Genomic DNA, 17,588 nt, shown 5'->3' with positions numbered 1-17,588 from the left:
AACATTATCTAAAAACCAAAAGCAATTTTTCGCTCTTTATATTTTCCTTTTTCTATAACCCAAACAATTTCATAACCGCCAGCTCCATCGCTATTGCTTGATGTGATATATAAGATATCGTTCTTTTTGTCGTAATTAATTTTAGTGCTATAAAGACTAGGTTCGTATAAATCGTCAAAAGAATTTTTAGGAAGTTCAATAGTCTTGTTGTCAATCACAACGGATATGCTTTTATAAGTCTTTTTGGAATCCCTCCATCGGTTCCCCAAAAATCTTTTCCGTTAATCTTTTTAAGTACAGATTTTTCTTTTTCAAGAAAGGTTAATTTTGCAGAATTTGATTCAAAATTTTTACTTTCAATATTAATATAAAACCCATCTTTCTTAAAAATAACTTGACTTTGAGTTTCTTTGAATAAAGGGATTTTTGTGAATTCAGATAAATATTGAATTCTGTCTTTATATAAATACCCATTTCTATCTTTGTTGTTTTTAGAATAATCAATATTGATCCAATTGTTTTCTGGTTCAAAGCAATACACTACAAAACCATTATTTAGTTGGTCAGAAATATTATTTCCTGTTTTTGCTTCTTTTCTAATATTAACAAAACCATCTCGATCTGAAATTATGGCAAATTGAGCAAATGAAATATTTGAAAAGAAAAAGAGTAGAATTGAAATTAACTTCATTTTTTACTTATTACGATCGTATGATCTCTTTATTAAATATTGAATAAGAATGATAACAAATATAATTATGGCTATCAAGATTTCTAAACCTATTAATCCAACAAAAGGCATTCCGCAGTGAATTTGTCCGTTTGATTCTTCTCGTAATCTGTATGAAAGTACTTTAAATGCAATGATAAAGAATATAAATTGAGCAAGAAAGGTAATTAAACAGACTTTAAAAAAGTTAGTTTTATGCTTTCGGCAATTGCTTTTCTCCCGAATATAATTTGAAAAATGATCGGTAAAGCCAGTAATAAAAGGAAAAGAGTTTGGTTCATAAAGTTAAGAGTATAATATGCTTATTCCAAAAGTAATGCCATTATGCAATCCATGCTTTTTCTATTTTGTCATTTACCCTTTTTAAGATGAACTTAAATCACTTAAATGGTGAAAAAAATAAATCAATAATTCAAATTAACCCCAAATCCAATTCCCATATCGCTGTCATAATGCGTTGTGACTCCGAAGTTTCTGGCGACGATATATTTCAATCCTGCCATATATTCTTTATCGGTATTCCACATTAAATTCATTCGAAGCCTCTGCGAAAGCGGGATATCTTTTCGTTCAAATTGCAAACGAACATTTCCATCGGTGTAAACCTCAACTTGCGCTTTTATGAGCATTGGCAAAGTATATTCGGCTCCTAAACTGAAAACCGAACGATTGTCTTTGGTATTTTTTTGTCCCCAAAGATTTTGTTCCTGTTCGTCCATTCCCATTTTACGGTATCTCCAATCAAAACCAATAAAAGGCATTAACCATTGATTTTTTCCAATGTAGCGACCAATATGAGTTTCAGTTTCATAACCATGTTTGTCGTTATAACCCAATCTCCATTCCGTTCCAATGCTCCAACGTGTGTTGCTGAACATCGCTTCACCGTCATTTCCATTAGTAGCAAAATCATTTTCTGCCATAAAATGAAACATGCGATCATCCATTTTTAGCATTTTAAAAGCCATTTCAGGATGATGAATCAACGGATTTGGAGCGGAATTTTCATAACTAAAAATTCTCCCCATTCCAGCCATCATGTGATATAAAATGTGACAGTGAAAAAACCAATCGCCATCTGCGTTTGCCTGAAACTCGATTGTATCGGTTTCCATTGGCATAATATCAATCACATTTTTTAATGGAGAATAATCGCCGTGTTCGTTTAGAATTCGAAAATCATGTCCATGTAAATGCATCGGGTGACGCATCATCGATCCGTTGTATAAAACAATTCGAACATTTTCTCCTTTTTTAATTAGAATTTTATCGGTTTCAGAAACTACTTTATTATCCAGACTCCATACATAACGATTCATATTTCCAGATAAAGTGAAACGCAATTCTTTAACAGGCGCATCTTTTGGAAGATTGGTTTTAAAAGGAGATTTCAGCATTCCGTAATTTAAAGTTACAATTTCAGAAGTTTCCGTGCTGTCATTTTCCATTTTCATCTCTTCCATATTATGATTGGAATGATCCATCGCAGGTTTTGCATTTTCATCTTCACCTGAAATTTCAGGATACATTACGGCATTCATATCCATTTTATTCAAGGACATATTCATGCCCATATCGTTCATTTCTCCGTTCATTTTCATCATGTCGTTCATCATTTTCATGCCTTCAAAATATTTTAATTTCGAAAGATGATGAACAGGCTGTTTTTCTCCACTTCCTAAAAACAAAGACGCAGATCCTGTTCTGTCTTCGGCTGTAGCCAAAAAAGCAAAAGATTTGTTGTCTTCAGGAATTGTAACCACAACATCATAAGTTTCAGAAACCGCAATAATCAAGTGATCTACTTCTACAGGTTCGACATCATTTCCGTCGCTGGCCACAACTGTGATTTTTCCTCCACCATAAGTCAGCCAGAAATAACTTGAAGCGCCACCATTTGCAATTCTTAACCTAACTTTTGAGCCTGGTTTAAGGTCTGAAAACTGTTGTTCGTTTTTTCCGTTAATTAGAAACTTTTCATAATAAACATCGCTAACGTCCATCGCGTTCATTCGTTTCCACTCGTTGGTCACTTTGGTAGAAAAATGTCCCTGTTTTAAAGCTTCAAAATAACTTTGTGTTGTTCCTTTTTTTATGGCAAACCAATCGTTGGCATTATGAAGCATTCGCTGAATATTCTCCGGTTTCAAATCCGACCATTCGCTCAATATGACTGGAATTGTCGGTAAATCGTCAATTCCTTTTCTGATAGTCGAATCGTCTTTTTTCTTGTTGATGATAAAAAGTCCGTACAAACCAATTTGTTCCTGCAACCCCGAATGACTGTGATACCAATACGTTCCGTTTTGAATAATCGGAAATGAATATTTATGAGTAGTTCCAGGTTCAATTGGCATTTGTGTTAAATACGGAACACCGTCTTCTTTATTAGGAAGAAACAATCCGTGCCAGTGCATCGAAGTGGTTTCTTTTTTAATTCGTTATGAACATAAATTTCTGCAATATCGCCTTCGGTAAAAGTCAGAGTCGGCATCGGAATTTGTCCATTTACTGCAATCGCTCGTTTTTCTTTACCCGAAAAATTGACAATTGTATCACGAACATATAAATCGTAACGTACGACTTTCTGCGCTTTTAGCTGAAAAGCAATTAAGAAAAGTATAAGGATATATTTGATTTTCATGATTATAATTTTAGATTTCTCAATCGCAAAGCATTTACGATTACAGATACAGAACTCAAACTCATTGCTACCGCGACCAACATCGGCGAAAGCAATATTCCTAAAAACGGATATAAAATTCCTGCCGCAATTGGCACTCCCAAAGTATTATAGATAAAAGCAAAAAATAAATTCTGTTTGATATTTGACATTACAGCATGGCTGAGGTTTTTCGCTTTTACAATTCCGTTTAAATCGCCTTTTACCAAAGTAATTTTAGCACTTTCAATAGCAACGTCAGTTCCTGTTCCCATTGCAATTCCGATGTTGGATTGTGCCAAAGCAGGCGCATCGTTGATTCCGTCTCCAGCCATGGCAACAACTTTTCCTTGTGCCTGAAGACGTTCAATTTCTTTTAATTTATCTTCCGGAAGGCAATCTGCCTTGAAAGAACTCAAATGCAAATGTTCTGCAACTGCTTTTGCAGTATTATGATTGTCTCCTGTCATCATGATAACCTCAACGCCCTGAGAAATTAACTCTTTAATAGCTTTTGCGCTATTTTCTTTAATAGCATCGGTGATGGCTACGAAACCTAAAACGCTTTTTTCAATAGCGATGTACGAAATAGTTTTTCCTAAATTCTGCTCAGAAATTACTTTTTGTTCTAAATCAGAAGAAATAGTTGCACCAATTTCATCCATTAATTTTTTGTTTCCTAAAGCAACTTTTATATTTTCTATAGTTCCTAAAACACCTTTTCCTGCAATAGTTTCAAAACCTTGGACTTCTTTTAATGAACTATTTTTTGCTTTCGCGAAATTTACTACGGCTTGTGCCAATGGATGTTCACTATGTTGATTTAAAGATGCAATATTTTGAAGCAGAAAATCTTCGTCATTATTTATGGCATAGATTTTTTCTACAGATGGTTTTCCTTCAGTAATTGTTCCGGTTTTGTCGGTGATCAAAACATCTATTTTATTCATGTTTTCCAATGCTTCAGCATTTTTAATCAGAATTCCGTTTTGAGCGCCTTTTCCAACTCCAACCATTACCGACATCGGAGTTGCCAATCCAAGTGCGCAAGGACAAGCTATAATTAAAACAGCAATAGCATTAATTAATCCGTAAACATAAGCGGGTTCTGGACCAAATTTTGCCCAGACAAAAAAGGTTATAATAGAAATGATAACAACTGTCGGAACAAAATATTTAGAAACGCGATCGGCTAATTTCTGAATTGGAGCGCGAGATCTGTTGGCATCATTGACCATTTGAATAATCTGCGAAAGCATAGTTTCTGATCCGACTTTTTCAGCAATCATTACAAATGATTTTGTACCGTTTATAGTTCCAGAAATCACGGCATCGCCAACTTTTTTATCTACCGGAATAGGTTCTCCCGTAATCATCGATTCATCAATGCTCGCTTTCGCCAGTTGTTATTTTTCCATCAACAGGAATTTTTTCTCCGGGTTTTACACGAAGCAAATCGCCTTTTTTAATGTTGTGAATGGAGATTACTTTATCTACTCCGTTTTCTACCAAGGTGGCTTCTGTTGGCGCTAATTTTAATAATTCTTTTATGGCACCGTTGGTTTGTCCGTGTGCTTTGGCTTCCAATAATTGTCCTAATAAAACTAAAGTTATAATTACTGTCGCGACTTCAAAATACAAATGAATCGTTCCATGATGCGATTTAAATTCGGAAGGGAAAATATCAGGGAAAAACATTCCGACAATACTAAATAGAAAAGCAACGCTGGTTCCGATTCCGATTAATGTAAACATATTTAAATTCCAAGTCACAATTGATTTGTATGCGCGAACGAAAAACATCCATCCTGCATAAAACAAAACGGGAATCGAAAATAAAAGCTGAACCCAATTCCACTTTTCAATAGACATTATATTATAAAGCGGATTATTCGGAATCATTTCTGACATTGAAATAATGAAAATGGGAAGCGTAAACAAAATTGCAATTTTCATCTTTTTCAATAAATCAGAATAGGTTTTGTTTTCTTCACTTTCTGAAGCCTGCATCGGAACCAAATCCATTCCGCAAATCGGGCAATCTCCCGGCTCGTTTGAAACAATTTCTGGATGCATCGGACAAGTAAATTGAGTTGCAGTTAAGACAACTTGTGGCACTAAATCCATTCCGCAGACTGGACAATCTCCGGGTTTGCTGTATGTTTTGTCGCCTTCGCAATGCATTGGACAATAATAAACGCCATTTGCATTGTGTTGGTTTACTTTTTTAGTTTCTGTTTTATGATGATTGTGATCGTGATGTTCTTTTTTGTGACTAGAACAGCAAGATTTAACGGCAGTTTCTCCGTGATTTTTAGGAGAATCCATTTCGATAGTATAATTTCCCACAGCAGATAAAACTTCTTGAAATTTTTCTGTTGAAACGTGCTTATCCATTGTTATGGTTGCTGTTGGCGGATTCAAACTAACTTCTGCATGAACGCCTTCGACTTCATTTAAAGTTTTTTCTACTTTGGTTCGGCATCCGTTGCAAGACATTCCTGAAATTATATATTGATGAGTCATTGTATTGGTTTTTAAGTATTACAATGCAAATTTCAGAAGTAAGTATGAGTTCGGTTTGTAGAATTTTGGGAATGATTTGTAAGATTTACTAAATGCTGTTTTTTAACGCAGAGGACGCAAAGATTTACACAGAGTTCGCTAAGTTTTTATTTAGTTCAGATTTTTAAAAGTTCGCAAAGCTTTGTGTGAATAATTCTGCGAGCTGTATTTAAACATAGCTCAAGGTTTCAACCTTGAGAAACGTGTTGTGATAAATTCAATGTGTGTTAATTATTAGATGCCAATCGTTGCGTTCCAATGGTTCAAACCATTGGTTATGTTTTACTTTTGCAATAAAATTTTCTCGCAGATTCCGCAGATTGAGCAGATATTTTTTTAGATTATTAAATCAAATCTGCTCAATCTGCGGAATCTGCGAGAGAATAATTTTTTGTGTCGAGATTAAATATTCTCAATCTGAATGCGCAATTTATCTTTTGACTGTTTGAAAGAAGTAGGAGTAAAGCCCGTAATTTTCTTGAATTGATTGCTCAAATGCGCTACATTGCTATAGTTTAAAATATCCGCAATTTCGCTTAGCGAAAGTTCGTTGTAAATCAATAATTCTTTTACTTTTTCGATTTTCTGGCTAATGAAATACTTTTCGATTGTAGTGTTTTCGATTTCAGAAAATAAGTTGCTTAACGAATTATAATCTTGATTTAGATTTTTGGCTAAATAATCAGACAAGTTGATTTTGAGATCATTATTTTTATGATGTACCAAATCGACAATCAGGTTTTTAATTCTTTCGACTGTTTTTGTTTTTTTATCATCGATTAAATCAAAACCTAAAGCTTGAAGGTTTTCTAATAGAATTTCTTTTTGCGAATCGCTGATTTCTTCGTTCAGTTCGACTTCTCCCAATTCTACAGCAGTAGGTTGAAGTCCGAGTTTTTCGAACTCAGACTTCACTACCATTTTGCATCGGTCGCACACCATATTTTTGATGTAAAGCTTCATATTTATTTGATCGTTTCTACCACATTTCCGCAAGTCAGCATAGAAGAACCGTAGTAAGGGTTTTTAACTGCTTTTTCTTTGCTTAACCAATCAGCATCTGCCATTGGGCAATATTGTTTGTAAATTGGTTCGGTCGGGCTTGAAACTTTTATTAAATCGTAAGTGCTTTTAGATAAAGATTTAAAAGACTCACGCTGTTTTTTAAGATCTGTTGTTGACGAAATACTTTTGGCATCGGCAGTTAATTTTTTTACCACTTTCATCCAAACTGTATGTTCGTTGCTTTTTAGCTTGTCCATTTTTACTGCCGTAATTGCGGTAAGTAAATCTTTGGCTTTTGCCGAAGTCAATTTGCTGTCACTTTTAATAAGTGCATCTTTTACTGAAAAATAAGCATCGTAAACAGATTGTAATTGAGCATCTGCAATTTCGATTGTTGTTATTTCAGCATTATTGGTTTTTGCCTGAATTGTATTTGCGCTAAATACCACTGTAAGTGCTGTTGCTAAAGCTATAATTGATTTTTTCATTGTATATATTATTTGGTAAAGGAATTTATTTCCTTTAAAATTAATTAAAAAATTTGATTTCAAAAAGACCCAATATGGGCTGTCACAAATGCAATAATTATATTTTCGGCTTCAGCCAGATAGAAGTAAATCCAGAAGAAATACGAGAATTACTGTAAGATGAAATGGTGTTTTTTAAAGAAAAATTAAAAACGTCGTTTTGCAAATCAAAATCATTTGAAGTTAAAAAGATGTTTAATGTTGAGGTATTACAACCTGAATGACTGCACTTTCCATCACAATTGTGTTTTTCTTGTTTTGAAGTTTTCTTTTCGCGACATTTTTTAGAACAACTGTTTTCTTCTTTAGTAGCAATTTCTTTAGACTGTCCAGTATGACATGCGTAAGTATTACTCGAGTTCAAAAAGAAGCTAAGAGTTATAAAAAGCATTATTATGTGGATTTTCTTTTTCAAAGAAATTGTTTTTAGTAGCACAAATTTAGCTAAAAATGTTTGAGGAAATTACTTTTTAAGATTTCGCTAACTAGAGTTTTTTGAAATCTGTCGGTTTCATGTTTTTACGTTTCTTGAAATAATTGGTCAAATGACTTTCATCGGTAAAACCAAATTCGTATGCTATTTGTTTAATCGGCAATTGATTGTTGTGAAATCTCTTTTCGATTAAAGTCAATCTCAAATTATGAATGTATTCACGATAACTAATGCTGAAAGTTCTTTTGAAATAAGCACTAAAATAGGTTTGAGCAATATTAAAATGATCTGCAATCACTTTTACCTGAACCAATTTAGGCTGATAAATATTCTGATGAATATAATTCGCAATTTGCTCATTATCCAAATGCGTCGATTGCATCTGCAGATTCATACATCGGATAGTTTCTTTAATTAAACCAAAAATCGAAAGAATCTGATAAAAAACAATTGGAGAAGAAGTCACATCAATATACTTACCATAAGTTACAATGTTTTCTACTGTGTTTTTGAGAATCGTTTTGCAAGGTTCATCAAACTTTAAAACAGTTTCTTTTAAAATTTTATCGCGCATGAAATTTTCGGGAGTATTTACGAGAAATTCATCGCAGGTCAGATTTTGTTTTGAATTGAAATAATTATCTGTGAATTTAATGAAAATGAACCCCGTACATTTCTTGATGTCAAAATAATGTTCATCGTCTGGCGAAATCACAAATAAATCTCCAGCTTTATAAGGCAAAAGGTTGTTATTTAAATGATGAACACCGGTTCCTTTCTTAATATAAATGATTTCGTAATATGTATGCGTATGTGGAGGAAGATGAAATTTTTCTTCTTCAAATTCGTCAAGAACTAATGTTTTAAACTGATTTAACTTAGGCATAACTTAAATTTACAATTTTATATCGTAAATGTACAACTTTTTTGACGGTTAACGGTGTTAAATTTGCATCGTAGAAATTAATTTCCTTTCTACTAAAATCAAAATGAAAAAAAGTCTTATTGCCTTGTCTTTAGGAGGCTTAACTATAGGAATAACCGAATTTGTAATGATGGGATTGCTTCCTGATATTGCTTCAGATATGAAAGTCTCCATTCCGGTTGCGGGATATTTAATTTCATCATATGCGCTAGGCGTTGTTATTGGTGCACCTTTGTTAGTAATTGCGGGAAGAAATTATCCGCCTAAAAAAATGCTTTTAATATTAGCATTGATGCTGACCGTTTTTAATGCACTTTCGATAATTGCGCCAAATTATAATTTCTTGTTTGCTTCAAGATTTCTTTCTGGATTGCCACATGGAGCCTTTTTTGGAGTAGGAGCGGTAGTGGCAAGCCGTTTGGCCGATAAAGGAAAAGAAGCGCAGGCAATCTCTATAATGTTTGCCGGTTTGACGATTGCGAATTTAATTGGTGTGCCAATTGGTACTTATATAGGACACCATTTTATTTGGCGTTATACCTTTATATTAATTGCAATTGTTGGTTTATTGACATTTGTGTTTATTTCTTTATGGATGCCAAAATTAGAGAAAGCCGGTGATGTAAATATGAAAACGCAATTGCAATTTTTCAAAAAAACTGAAGCTTGGTTAATCATCGGAATTACTGCAATTGGTTTTGGAGGATTGTTTGCTTGGATCAGTTACATTGCGCCACTATTAATTAATATTTCTAAATTTTCGCCAGAAGATGTTTCTTCAATCTTAATCTTGGCAGGATTAGGAATGGTTGTCGGAAATTTTCTCGGAGGCAAATTGGCTGATAAATATTCGCCAGCGCCAACCGTACTTGCATTATTGTTTGTAATGGTGCTTGATTTGTTGATGGTTTATTTTTTCTCTTTTAATCAATACATTTCATTATTTCTAACATTTTTGACAGGAGCAATTTCTTTCTCGGTTATCGCGCCAATTCAAATGCTTATGATTAAAACAGCCAAAGATGCTGAAATGATTGCATCAGCGAGCACTTCAAGGAAGTTTTAATATTGGGAATGCTTTGGGAGCTTTTCTTGGCGGACTTCCGTTGGCGACAGGTTATGACTTTGCTTCTCCAAATCTTATTGGTATTGCGATGGCCATGACAGGAATGATCATTACATTTACTTTAATGCAAAAACACAAAGCAAATTTGCAATTGCGGCGCGCTTAAAAAAGCAGATACATCTTTTGAATGCCCTTAAACTTAATTGTTTAAGGGCATTTTTTTTGAATTTTTTAAAGTCAGGAAATAGCTTTAAAGAATGTTGTAAGAATTAATTGGTTTTTTTAATTGCCGTGAGGTCTTTTGTTTTTAAACTTCTTCAAAAATTGATTGAATAATTTTTTTCATGTAATCGATTGTTTTTTTGATAAAAACGAAAGAAATTAATATTTGGCAATAATATAATTGGCATTTATTCATAATATAAATTGCATATGTGGTATAAAAAAGTGCTTTTATTTTTGATATGTAATTTTTTTTAGCAAATTTTTATGAAAATTAATTTTTTATATAAAAAATATCTATGTTTGTGTAATCGATTACATGATTTGATTTTTGTTGATTCCAACGTATTTTTAAAAAACGAAATCGATTGAAAAACCTTGTCATTATTGAGTTTTTTGAAAATTTAAAATGGCAAAAACATCAAAAATTAGAATTTCAAAACCACATAAATTACCATTAACCAATTAATAACTTAAACAATAAACCATGAACTTTAGAGAATTATTAAACAAAGGAGCAAACTATTGCTCTGTACTTGTTTTCTTATTGTGCTTGCTTATGAGTAGTCAGGTAAATGCACAGACTACAACTATAGAAGGAACAGTTAAGGACGTCGCCGGACTTACTTTGCCGGGAGTAAATGTGCTTGAAAAAGGAACGAAAAACGGGGTTTCTACTGATTTTGACGGACGTTATAAGATCAAATTGACTAATCCTAAAGCTGTTTTGACTTTTTCTTTTATCGGATTTGGAACTAAAGAAGTTTCTGTTGCAGGAAAAACCAAAGCCGATGTAGTTCTAACAGAAGATTCTAATAACTTGAATGAGGTTGTTGTAATTGGATATGGAACTTCAAAGAAATCTGATTTGACTGGAGCAGTTGCGACATTCTCTGGAAATGAGGTGCGCAAAATTCCGGTTCCAAACGTTGCAGAAGCTTTAACTGGACGTATTGCTGGGGTATCGGTAACTTCTTCTGAAGGTTCGCCAGATTCGAATATTCAAGTTAGAATTCGTGGAAACGGGTCTTTAAGCCAAGATGCATCTCCATTATATATTGTTGATGGATTTCCGGTAAACAGCCTTAATGATATTTCTGCTTCTGATATTGAAACTATGACAGTCTTGAAAGACGCATCATCTACAGCAATCTACGGTTCTAGAGGAGCTTATGGAGTTATTATTGTTACTACGAAAAAAGGTAAAGATGGTAAAATTGCAGTAAACTTTAATATGTTCTACGGAATGAAACAGATGACAAATACGATTCCGGTTACATCTCCTGAAGATTATGTAAAATGGCAATACGAGTATGCATTGCTTGATCAAACAGATAAAACTATTTTAAGTAATCCAAGTTCTTACACAAAATATTTTGGTAACTGGCAAGATTATGATCAATACAAAGGTATGAAAGGTAACGACTGGCAAAAACAAGTATTTGGACGTACAGGCGAAGTTCAAAGCCGTGACTTGTCTATTCGTGGTGGATCTGATAAAATCAACTATAATTTCAACTATGCGCATTATGATGAAAAAGCAATTATGTTGGGATCAGATTTCAACAGAAACAACTTATCTCTTGCGTTAAACAGCAAAGCTTCTGATAAAATTGATTTAAGTTTTACAGTTCGTTACTCAGATACAGAAATTAATGGTGCTGGTATGAATGAGCAAAATGAGGTTTCATCAGCAGATTCTCGTTTGAAAAATATTGTTGGATATGCTCCAATTCCGGTTCCAGGTTTGACTACTGATGATACAGATGAAGCTGTTGCGGCAAATTTGACACATCCTTTTGTGGCTATTACAGATAATAACCGTCAACAATTCAGAAAAAACTTTAATACATTAGGAAGTTTTTCTTGGAAATTGACTCAGGATTTGGTTTTTAAATCAGAGTTAGGTTTAGACAACTATAATTATCAAGATTATCGTTTCTACGGACGTACAACTTATTATGTAAAAAATAATCCAGTCGCAGAAAGACAAAATATGCCTGCGATGATTATGATGGACAGAAAAGATACTCGTTTTAGAAATGCGAATACTTTAAATTATGATTTGAAAAAATTGGTTGGTGAAAATCATAATTTGAAATTCCTTTTGGAGAAGAAAGTATCAATTATCAAAGAAATGACCTTACAAGTACAATTCAAGGTTATCCATTATCTTTTGAATTAGATGAAGCAAAAAAATTAACTTCTCAAGGTACGCCAATTTCAGTTGATAATTTTTATTATCCAGATGACAAACTGCTTTCTTTCTTTGGACGTGCAAATTATGACTATAAAGACAAATATCTTCTTACAGCGACTTATCGTGCCGATGGATCTAGTAAATTCTTAGGCGGCAATAAATGGGGATTCTTCCCAGCGACGTAGCTGACTTGGAAAATTTCAGGAGAAGAATTTATGAAAGATGCCTCATGGATCAATTTGCTTAAATTAAGAGTGAGTTATGGAGAAGCTGGAAACAATAATATTCCGACAGGACAAATGGTTCAAAGCTTCATTTCGTCTACATCAACTTGGATTAATGGTGTTGATAATTTCTGGGCGGCTTCTAAAACAATGGCTAATCCAGATTTAAAATGGGAAACTACAGTTACACAAAATATCGGTTTGGATTTTGACCTGTTCAAAAACAAAGTAACAGGATCTGTAGAGGTTTATAAAAATAAAACAAAAGATTTATTGATGCTTTTCCCAATCTCTGGAGGTTATGACAACCAATACAGAAATATGGGTGAAATCCAAAACAGTGGAGTTGAGGCAACTTTGAATCTTAATCTTATTGAAAGAGAAAAATATGGTGTAAGTTTATCTTTCAACGCCGCATTTAATACTAATAAAATCAACTCGCTTGGCGTAATGAACAACTTTACTGCATCATCTGGATGGGCTTCTTCATCAATTACAGGGGATTATTTAGTTAACGTTGGACAGCCATTAGGTATCATGTATGGATATAAGAGCGATGGACGTTATGAAGTAAGCGACTTTGATTACGCCGCAGGAGCTTACACTTTAAAAAGTGGAGTGCCAGACGGTTCAACAGTAGTTGGTAAAATGCAACCAGGTGCTATGAAATTAAAAGATATTGATGGTGACGGAAAAGTAAACGCTAACGACTTAACTGTTATTGGAAATGCAAATCCAAAAAGCACAGGTGGTATGGTGTTGAATGCAAATGCTTACGGATTTGATCTTTCTGCTCGCTTTCAACTGGAGTATTGGAAATGATGTTTACAACGCAAATAAAATTGAATTCGCTTCTTCAATTCCGAATGGGCAATATAGAAATTTAAGTACTGAAATGGCTGATGGAAAAAGATGGACAAATCTTGATCCTAATACGGGACAATTAGTAACAGATCCTACAGCATTGGCGGCTTTAAATGCAAATACTACAATGTGGTCTCCTTACATGCCTCGTTATGTATTTAGTGATTGGGCAGTTGAAGACGGATCTTTCTTAAGACTTAATACGTTGAGTTTGGGTTATACTACTCCAAATGCTTTGACTTCTGCTTTAGGAGTTTCTAAGTTGAGATTTTATTTTACCGCAAGTAATGTTTTTGTTTGGACTAACTATTCAGGCCCAGATCCAGAATCTTCAACTAGAAGAAGCACGCCTTACACACCGGGAGTTGATTATTCAGCTTATCCGAGAAGCAGACAGTTGATCTTTGGTCTAAACCTTAATTTTTAATTCAGTAAAACTTTCACAAGATGAAACATAAAATATTAATAGCAGGAATATTTGTTGCAAGCCTTTTTGCTTCTTGCTCAGACGATTATTTAGATGCTCCGGCAAAATCAACCTTAGACGAATCGGTTATTTTTTCTAGCCCAGATTTGGCTTCAGCGAGCAATTGACGGAATTAAAATTCCATTTGCTGAAACCAACTCTTACAGAGGACGTTTTCTTCCTTTTTACGGATTGAATACAGATACCGAATGGTACAACTCTTCACAAACTGTAAGTGATGCTTCTGATTTGTGTACGTATGATGCAAAACCGAATAACTCACAAATGAATACAGCGAATAATTCTTGGGCAATGAGCTATTCAGGTATTGAGCGTGCTAACATTTGTATTCGTGGTTTGCGTGCTTATGGCAATCCAACTCCAGGATCTCAATTAGGATATTTATTGGGAGAGGCTCTGACTTTAAGAGCAATTTATTATGCTGATTTGGTAAAAGCTTGGGGAGATGTTCCAGGAAGATTTGAACCATTAAACAATGCAACTATTTATGTTGGAAAAACTAGCCGTGATGAAATTTATAAACAGCTTATTGCTGATTTAGGTGAGGCGACAACATTAGTTCCTTGGCCAGGTGAAACTAAAGAGACAACTAGCGTAGAAAGAATTAATAAAGCTTTCGTAAAAGGTTTCCGCGCTCGTTTAGCTATGGCGACTAGTGGTTATCAGCAATATCCTGATGGAATCAGAAGAAGTACAGATCCTGAATTATCAGTTGCGAATATGTATGCTTTGGCATTAGCTGAATCGCGTTCGGTTATTGCAAGTGGATCAGCACATTTGGAATCTTCATTTGAAACATTTTGGAAAAAATACAATCAAGAATATATAGTTGCAGGTGGAGAGTCATTGTGGGAACTTCCTTTCTCAGATGGTAGAGGACGTATGTTATTTACTTTTGCAGTTCGCCATACAACAAACGACCAGTTCCACGCAAATGGAGCAAACCGTGGAGGAACAGCAGGGCCGCTTCCAACTGTTTTCTATGACTATGATCAAAAAGATACAAGAAGAGATGTTACTTGTGTTCCTTATAAATATGGAACTGCTGTAAATAATATTGCGAAACAAGAATTAGGAGCATTAAATACTTGGTATTTTGGGAAATACCGTTACGAGTGGATGACACGTTTTGTTACTTCAACAAATGATGATGGTGTTAATAAAATCTACATGCGTTATGCTGAAGTCTTATTAATTGCCGCAGAAGCCGCAAATGAAATAGAAGGTCCAGCAGCAGCAGCGCCATATTTAAAAGCTGTAAGAGCAAGAGCATTTCGTCTGTGACTGATCAAGCTGTTAAAGTTGATGGTTACGTGAATGCTTTGACAACAAAAGATGCTATGTTTAAAGCGCTTGTTGATGAAAACAAATATGAGTTTACAGGAGAAATGGAGCGTAAGCAAAATCTTATTCGTTGGAATTTACTTAAAGCAAAAATGGATGAAGCTAAAGCGAACATGAAAGATTTGTCGACTCGTTCAGGAAAGTATGCTGATGTTCCATCTACTTTATATTATAAATTTAAAGCTGATAACGTAAGCCTTGACATTTATGGTTTGAACCGTGGAGAAACTACAAATCCAGGTACAGGTTATAGCAGTTTTGTTTGGACATGGACTGGTGCAGTTGCAGATACTAAAATCAATACTTTGTACAAACCAGGAGTTAATCCTGATAATAGACAATTCTGGCCAATATGGCAAGTATTCCTAGATGGAAGCAACGGAAAATTGACTAATGATTATGGGTATTAACCTTTTGTAAATTAATTAAAGTAAGCGTATGAAAACAAAATATATTATAAAAGGAGCAATTGCGGCATTAGTTCTCGCATTGACTTTTTCTTCTTGTGAAACTTTTCACGATGAAGTGATTGACACTTTGGATGTAAACAGAGCGTTTTCTCCAATAGAACTGAAAGCAACAGTTAGAAATGAGACTTCAGTAGAGTTAAACTGGACTGTAAAACCAGATGCAGATCATTATGTAGTTCAATTCAGTGCAGATGATCCTGAGTTTAAAACTATTTATAAAACAATTAATGTTGCTCCATCTGAATTGCCAGTAAAAGTGCAACTTGAAGGAGAAACGGTTTATTCCATTCGAGTAAAAGCAGTAAGTTCAACAGGTTTAGAAGATTCTAAATGGTCAGTTACTACTGCTACAACTTTGTCTGAGCGACTTTTTGTTTCGCCAGTACCGGCATCAGATATTGAAGCAACGCAAGTAACTTTAAGATGGGTTCCAAATAGTAATGTAACTCAAATTACTGTTGAGCCAGGCGGAATTTCTCAATCAATTACAGCGGCAGAAAAAACTGCTGGAGTTGCTGTTGTTAAAGGTTTAACAGGAGAAACTAAATATACTGCAACTTTGTTAAACGGAACAAAAAAACGTGGTACAGCAACTTTTACAACTGGAATTGATATCGGAACTGGTATTTTGGTTAAAGCAGAAGATAATAATTTAATTCAAAAAATTACTGATTCTCCAACTGGTTCTGTTCTTGTACTAATGCCTGGAGACTACACAGCTCAAACGGGATTAGTAGCTATAAATAAGACAATAACCATTAGAGGTCTTAAAACAGAAAATAAACCAAAATTAAAACTTAATTTCACTCTAGCTAATAATCCTGCAAACGCAAGTGAAGTGGTAAATTTCTCTTTGATTGATGTAGATATGAGCGGAAGCGGTTTAACAGGTGTCGCAATAGCAATAAGCACTGCGGCTCCAACACAATTAGGAGATGTTTTAATAAGTAATTCTAATGTTCATGATTTTCCTTCTCAATTAATGTATGGAAATGCTACAGCTAAATTAAAATCATTTACTGTTGATGGCAGTACTATTAAAAATGTAAATACAGCTGGTTCGGCTGATTTTGTTGACTTTAGAGCTACTTTTGTTGCAAATGTTTCTTTAACAAAAAGCACATTCGATACCTGTTCATCACGCGATTTTGTTAGACTAGATGCTGTTCTTCCTGCTAATGGAGGTTTTTCAGGAACAGGTTTGACAAGTAATGTGTTAATTGATCAATGTACAATATATACTCCTACATTGCCGCTTGCAAGTAGAATCTTGTATTTACGTTTTGTTTCAAATAACTCAATAGTGCGTAATACATTGTTTGCGGTTGGATCTGCAGTTTATACAAACTCAACTGCGACTGCTCGCGCCGACATTCTTAAACAATAACAATTTCAATTCGCCTAATTTAGCGTTAGTAGGAAGTAATAATAGACCAGATGCTTCTGCAACTACTTTAGATCCTCAATTTGCAAATGCTCGCAGGAGGGAATTTTACAGTTGGAAATCAATCGATAAAAGATAAAAAAATCGGAGATCCACAATGGCTTAAATAAATATTTTTATAGTTAGTTTGAAAAGGGATGCAGTAATTAAACTGCATCCCTTTTTTATTTTTTGAAGAAGAATTATTCCAATTCAACACATTCAAAAAGGCCATTGTTTAAAACTAAATTAGTTATTTCGTATTCGCTGTCAATTCGTAGAATATTATCACAATCTTCGAGGTCAAAATTCCATGAAGTTTTAGGCAGTAGTTCGTCAAGAAGGGCAGAAGCTTGTTCTAATTTTGTTTGACTATCAACAGTAGTTTTGAAAACATAAATCATAATTAGCAGTATTTGATGGGCAAATTTCTGAAAATGT

General features: G+C 34.2%; 14 protein-coding genes and 3 pseudogenes. 8 read left to right on the top strand and 9 right to left on the bottom strand.

Features of this window, described 5'->3' with window-relative positions; translation table 11 throughout:
- Positions 1-8: 8 nt before the first annotated feature.
- The 8 genes and pseudogenes from ACQ9BO_RS25160 to ACQ9BO_RS25125 form a co-directional block, all read right to left on the bottom strand.
- Positions 9-218, bottom strand: coding sequence for a hypothetical protein (locus ACQ9BO_RS25160; protein ID WP_431242946.1), 210 nt, complete (start codon positions 216-218; stop codon positions 9-11).
- Positions 215-691: a hypothetical protein gene (locus ACQ9BO_RS25155; RefSeq protein ID WP_431242945.1), complete on the bottom strand. Its 477-nt coding sequence runs from the start codon at positions 689-691 to the stop codon at positions 215-217. The genes ACQ9BO_RS25160 and ACQ9BO_RS25155 overlap by 4 nt, the downstream gene beginning before the upstream one ends.
- 443 nt (positions 692-1,134) lie before the next feature.
- Positions 1,135-3,374, bottom strand: a pseudogene (locus tag ACQ9BO_RS25150) (multicopper oxidase family protein).
- Positions 3,375-3,376: 2 nt separating this feature from the next.
- Positions 3,377-5,918 (bottom strand): annotated as a pseudogene (locus ACQ9BO_RS25145) (heavy metal translocating P-type ATPase).
- Between the two features lie 441 nt (positions 5,919-6,359).
- A complete protein-coding gene (locus ACQ9BO_RS25140) occupies positions 6,360-6,878 on the bottom strand; it encodes a helix-turn-helix domain-containing protein (protein WP_431245205.1) in 519 nt (172 codons plus the stop codon).
- Between the two features lie 44 nt (positions 6,879-6,922).
- Entirely contained in the window at positions 6,923-7,450 is a 528-nt protein-coding gene (locus ACQ9BO_RS25135; protein WP_431242944.1) for a DUF3347 domain-containing protein, read from the bottom strand.
- 97 nt (positions 7,451-7,547) lie between these two features.
- On the bottom strand, positions 7,548-7,904 hold the full coding sequence (locus ACQ9BO_RS25130; RefSeq protein WP_431242943.1) for a hypothetical protein: 357 nt from the start codon (positions 7,902-7,904) through the stop codon (positions 7,548-7,550).
- A 70-nt stretch (positions 7,905-7,974) separates the two neighbouring features.
- On the bottom strand, positions 7,975-8,808 hold the full coding sequence (locus ACQ9BO_RS25125; RefSeq protein ID WP_431242942.1) for an AraC family transcriptional regulator: 834 nt from the start codon (positions 8,806-8,808) through the stop codon (positions 7,975-7,977).
- Between the two features lie 103 nt (positions 8,809-8,911).
- On the opposite strand from ACQ9BO_RS25125, the pseudogene ACQ9BO_RS25120 reads away from it, so the two are divergent.
- The 8 genes and pseudogenes from ACQ9BO_RS25120 (at position 8,912) to ACQ9BO_RS25085 (ending at position 17,111) form a co-directional block, all read left to right on the top strand.
- Positions 8,912-10,079, top strand: a pseudogene (locus ACQ9BO_RS25120) (MFS transporter).
- Between the two features lie 543 nt (positions 10,080-10,622).
- On the top strand, positions 10,623-12,320 hold the full coding sequence (locus tag ACQ9BO_RS25115) for a SusC/RagA family TonB-linked outer membrane protein (protein ID WP_431242941.1): 1,698 nt from the start codon (positions 10,623-10,625) through the stop codon (positions 12,318-12,320).
- A 230-nt stretch (positions 12,321-12,550) separates the two neighbouring features.
- Positions 12,551-13,381, top strand: coding sequence for a TonB-dependent receptor domain-containing protein (locus tag ACQ9BO_RS25110; protein WP_431242940.1), 831 nt, complete (start codon positions 12,551-12,553; stop codon positions 13,379-13,381).
- Positions 13,329-13,850, top strand: coding sequence for a hypothetical protein (locus ACQ9BO_RS25105; RefSeq protein WP_431242939.1), 522 nt, complete (start codon positions 13,329-13,331; stop codon positions 13,848-13,850). The genes ACQ9BO_RS25110 and ACQ9BO_RS25105 overlap by 53 nt, the downstream gene beginning before the upstream one ends.
- Before the next feature lie 20 nt (positions 13,851-13,870).
- Complete coding sequence (locus ACQ9BO_RS25100) at positions 13,871-14,017, top strand: hypothetical protein (protein WP_431242938.1); 147 nt, start codon at positions 13,871-13,873, stop codon at positions 14,015-14,017.
- A 64-nt stretch (positions 14,018-14,081) separates the two neighbouring features.
- Entirely contained in the window at positions 14,082-15,194 is a 1,113-nt protein-coding gene (locus ACQ9BO_RS25095; RefSeq protein WP_431242937.1) for a RagB/SusD family nutrient uptake outer membrane protein, read from the top strand.
- On the top strand, positions 15,191-15,664 hold the full coding sequence (locus tag ACQ9BO_RS25090) for a RagB/SusD family nutrient uptake outer membrane protein (RefSeq protein WP_431242936.1): 474 nt from the start codon (positions 15,191-15,193) through the stop codon (positions 15,662-15,664). The genes ACQ9BO_RS25095 and ACQ9BO_RS25090 overlap by 4 nt, the downstream gene beginning before the upstream one ends.
- Positions 15,665-15,692: 28 nt before the next feature.
- Positions 15,693-17,111, top strand: coding sequence for a DUF4957 domain-containing protein (locus ACQ9BO_RS25085; RefSeq protein ID WP_431242935.1), 1,419 nt, complete (start codon positions 15,693-15,695; stop codon positions 17,109-17,111).
- Positions 17,112-17,350: 239 nt separating this feature from the next.
- On the opposite strand, the gene ACQ9BO_RS25080 is transcribed toward ACQ9BO_RS25085, so the two are convergent.
- Positions 17,351-17,551, bottom strand: a complete 201-nt coding sequence (locus ACQ9BO_RS25080; protein ID WP_431242934.1) for a hypothetical protein — start codon at positions 17,549-17,551, stop codon at positions 17,351-17,353.
- Positions 17,552-17,588 lie beyond the last annotated feature (37 nt).

The organism is Flavobacterium sp. P21 (assembly GCF_050632225.1).
Taxonomy (GTDB): Bacteria; Bacteroidota; Bacteroidia; order Flavobacteriales; family Flavobacteriaceae; genus Flavobacterium.
This window is presented reverse-complemented; position numbering and strand designations above follow the sequence as displayed.

What these genes read in the sequence shown, in the direction of transcription:
- ACQ9BO_RS25155 (WP_431242945.1), bottom strand. Translation starts at nt 691, where the DNA reads ATGAAGTTAATTTCAATTCTACTCTTTTTCTTTTCAAATATTTCATTT.
- ACQ9BO_RS25140 (WP_431245205.1), bottom strand. Translation starts at nt 6,878, where the DNA reads ATGGTAGTGAAGTCTGAGTTCGAAAAACTCGGACTTCAACCTACTGCT.
- ACQ9BO_RS25135 (WP_431242944.1), bottom strand. Translation starts at nt 7,450, where the DNA reads ATGAAAAAATCAATTATAGCTTTAGCAACAGCACTTACAGTGGTATTT.
- ACQ9BO_RS25125 (WP_431242942.1), bottom strand. Translation starts at nt 8,808, where the DNA reads ATGCCTAAGTTAAATCAGTTTAAAACATTAGTTCTTGACGAATTTGAA.
- ACQ9BO_RS25115 (WP_431242941.1), top strand. Translation starts at nt 10,623, where the DNA reads ATGAACTTTAGAGAATTATTAAACAAAGGAGCAAACTATTGCTCTGTA.
- ACQ9BO_RS25110 (WP_431242940.1), top strand. Translation starts at nt 12,551, where the DNA reads ATGAAAGATGCCTCATGGATCAATTTGCTTAAATTAAGAGTGAGTTAT.
- ACQ9BO_RS25105 (WP_431242939.1), top strand. Translation starts at nt 13,329, where the DNA reads ATGCTTACGGATTTGATCTTTCTGCTCGCTTTCAACTGGAGTATTGGA.
- ACQ9BO_RS25100 (WP_431242938.1), top strand. Translation starts at nt 13,871, where the DNA reads ATGAAACATAAAATATTAATAGCAGGAATATTTGTTGCAAGCCTTTTT.
- ACQ9BO_RS25085 (WP_431242935.1), top strand. Translation starts at nt 15,693, where the DNA reads ATGAAAACAAAATATATTATAAAAGGAGCAATTGCGGCATTAGTTCTC.
- ACQ9BO_RS25080 (WP_431242934.1), bottom strand. Translation starts at nt 17,551, where the DNA reads ATGATTTATGTTTTCAAAACTACTGTTGATAGTCAAACAAAATTAGAA.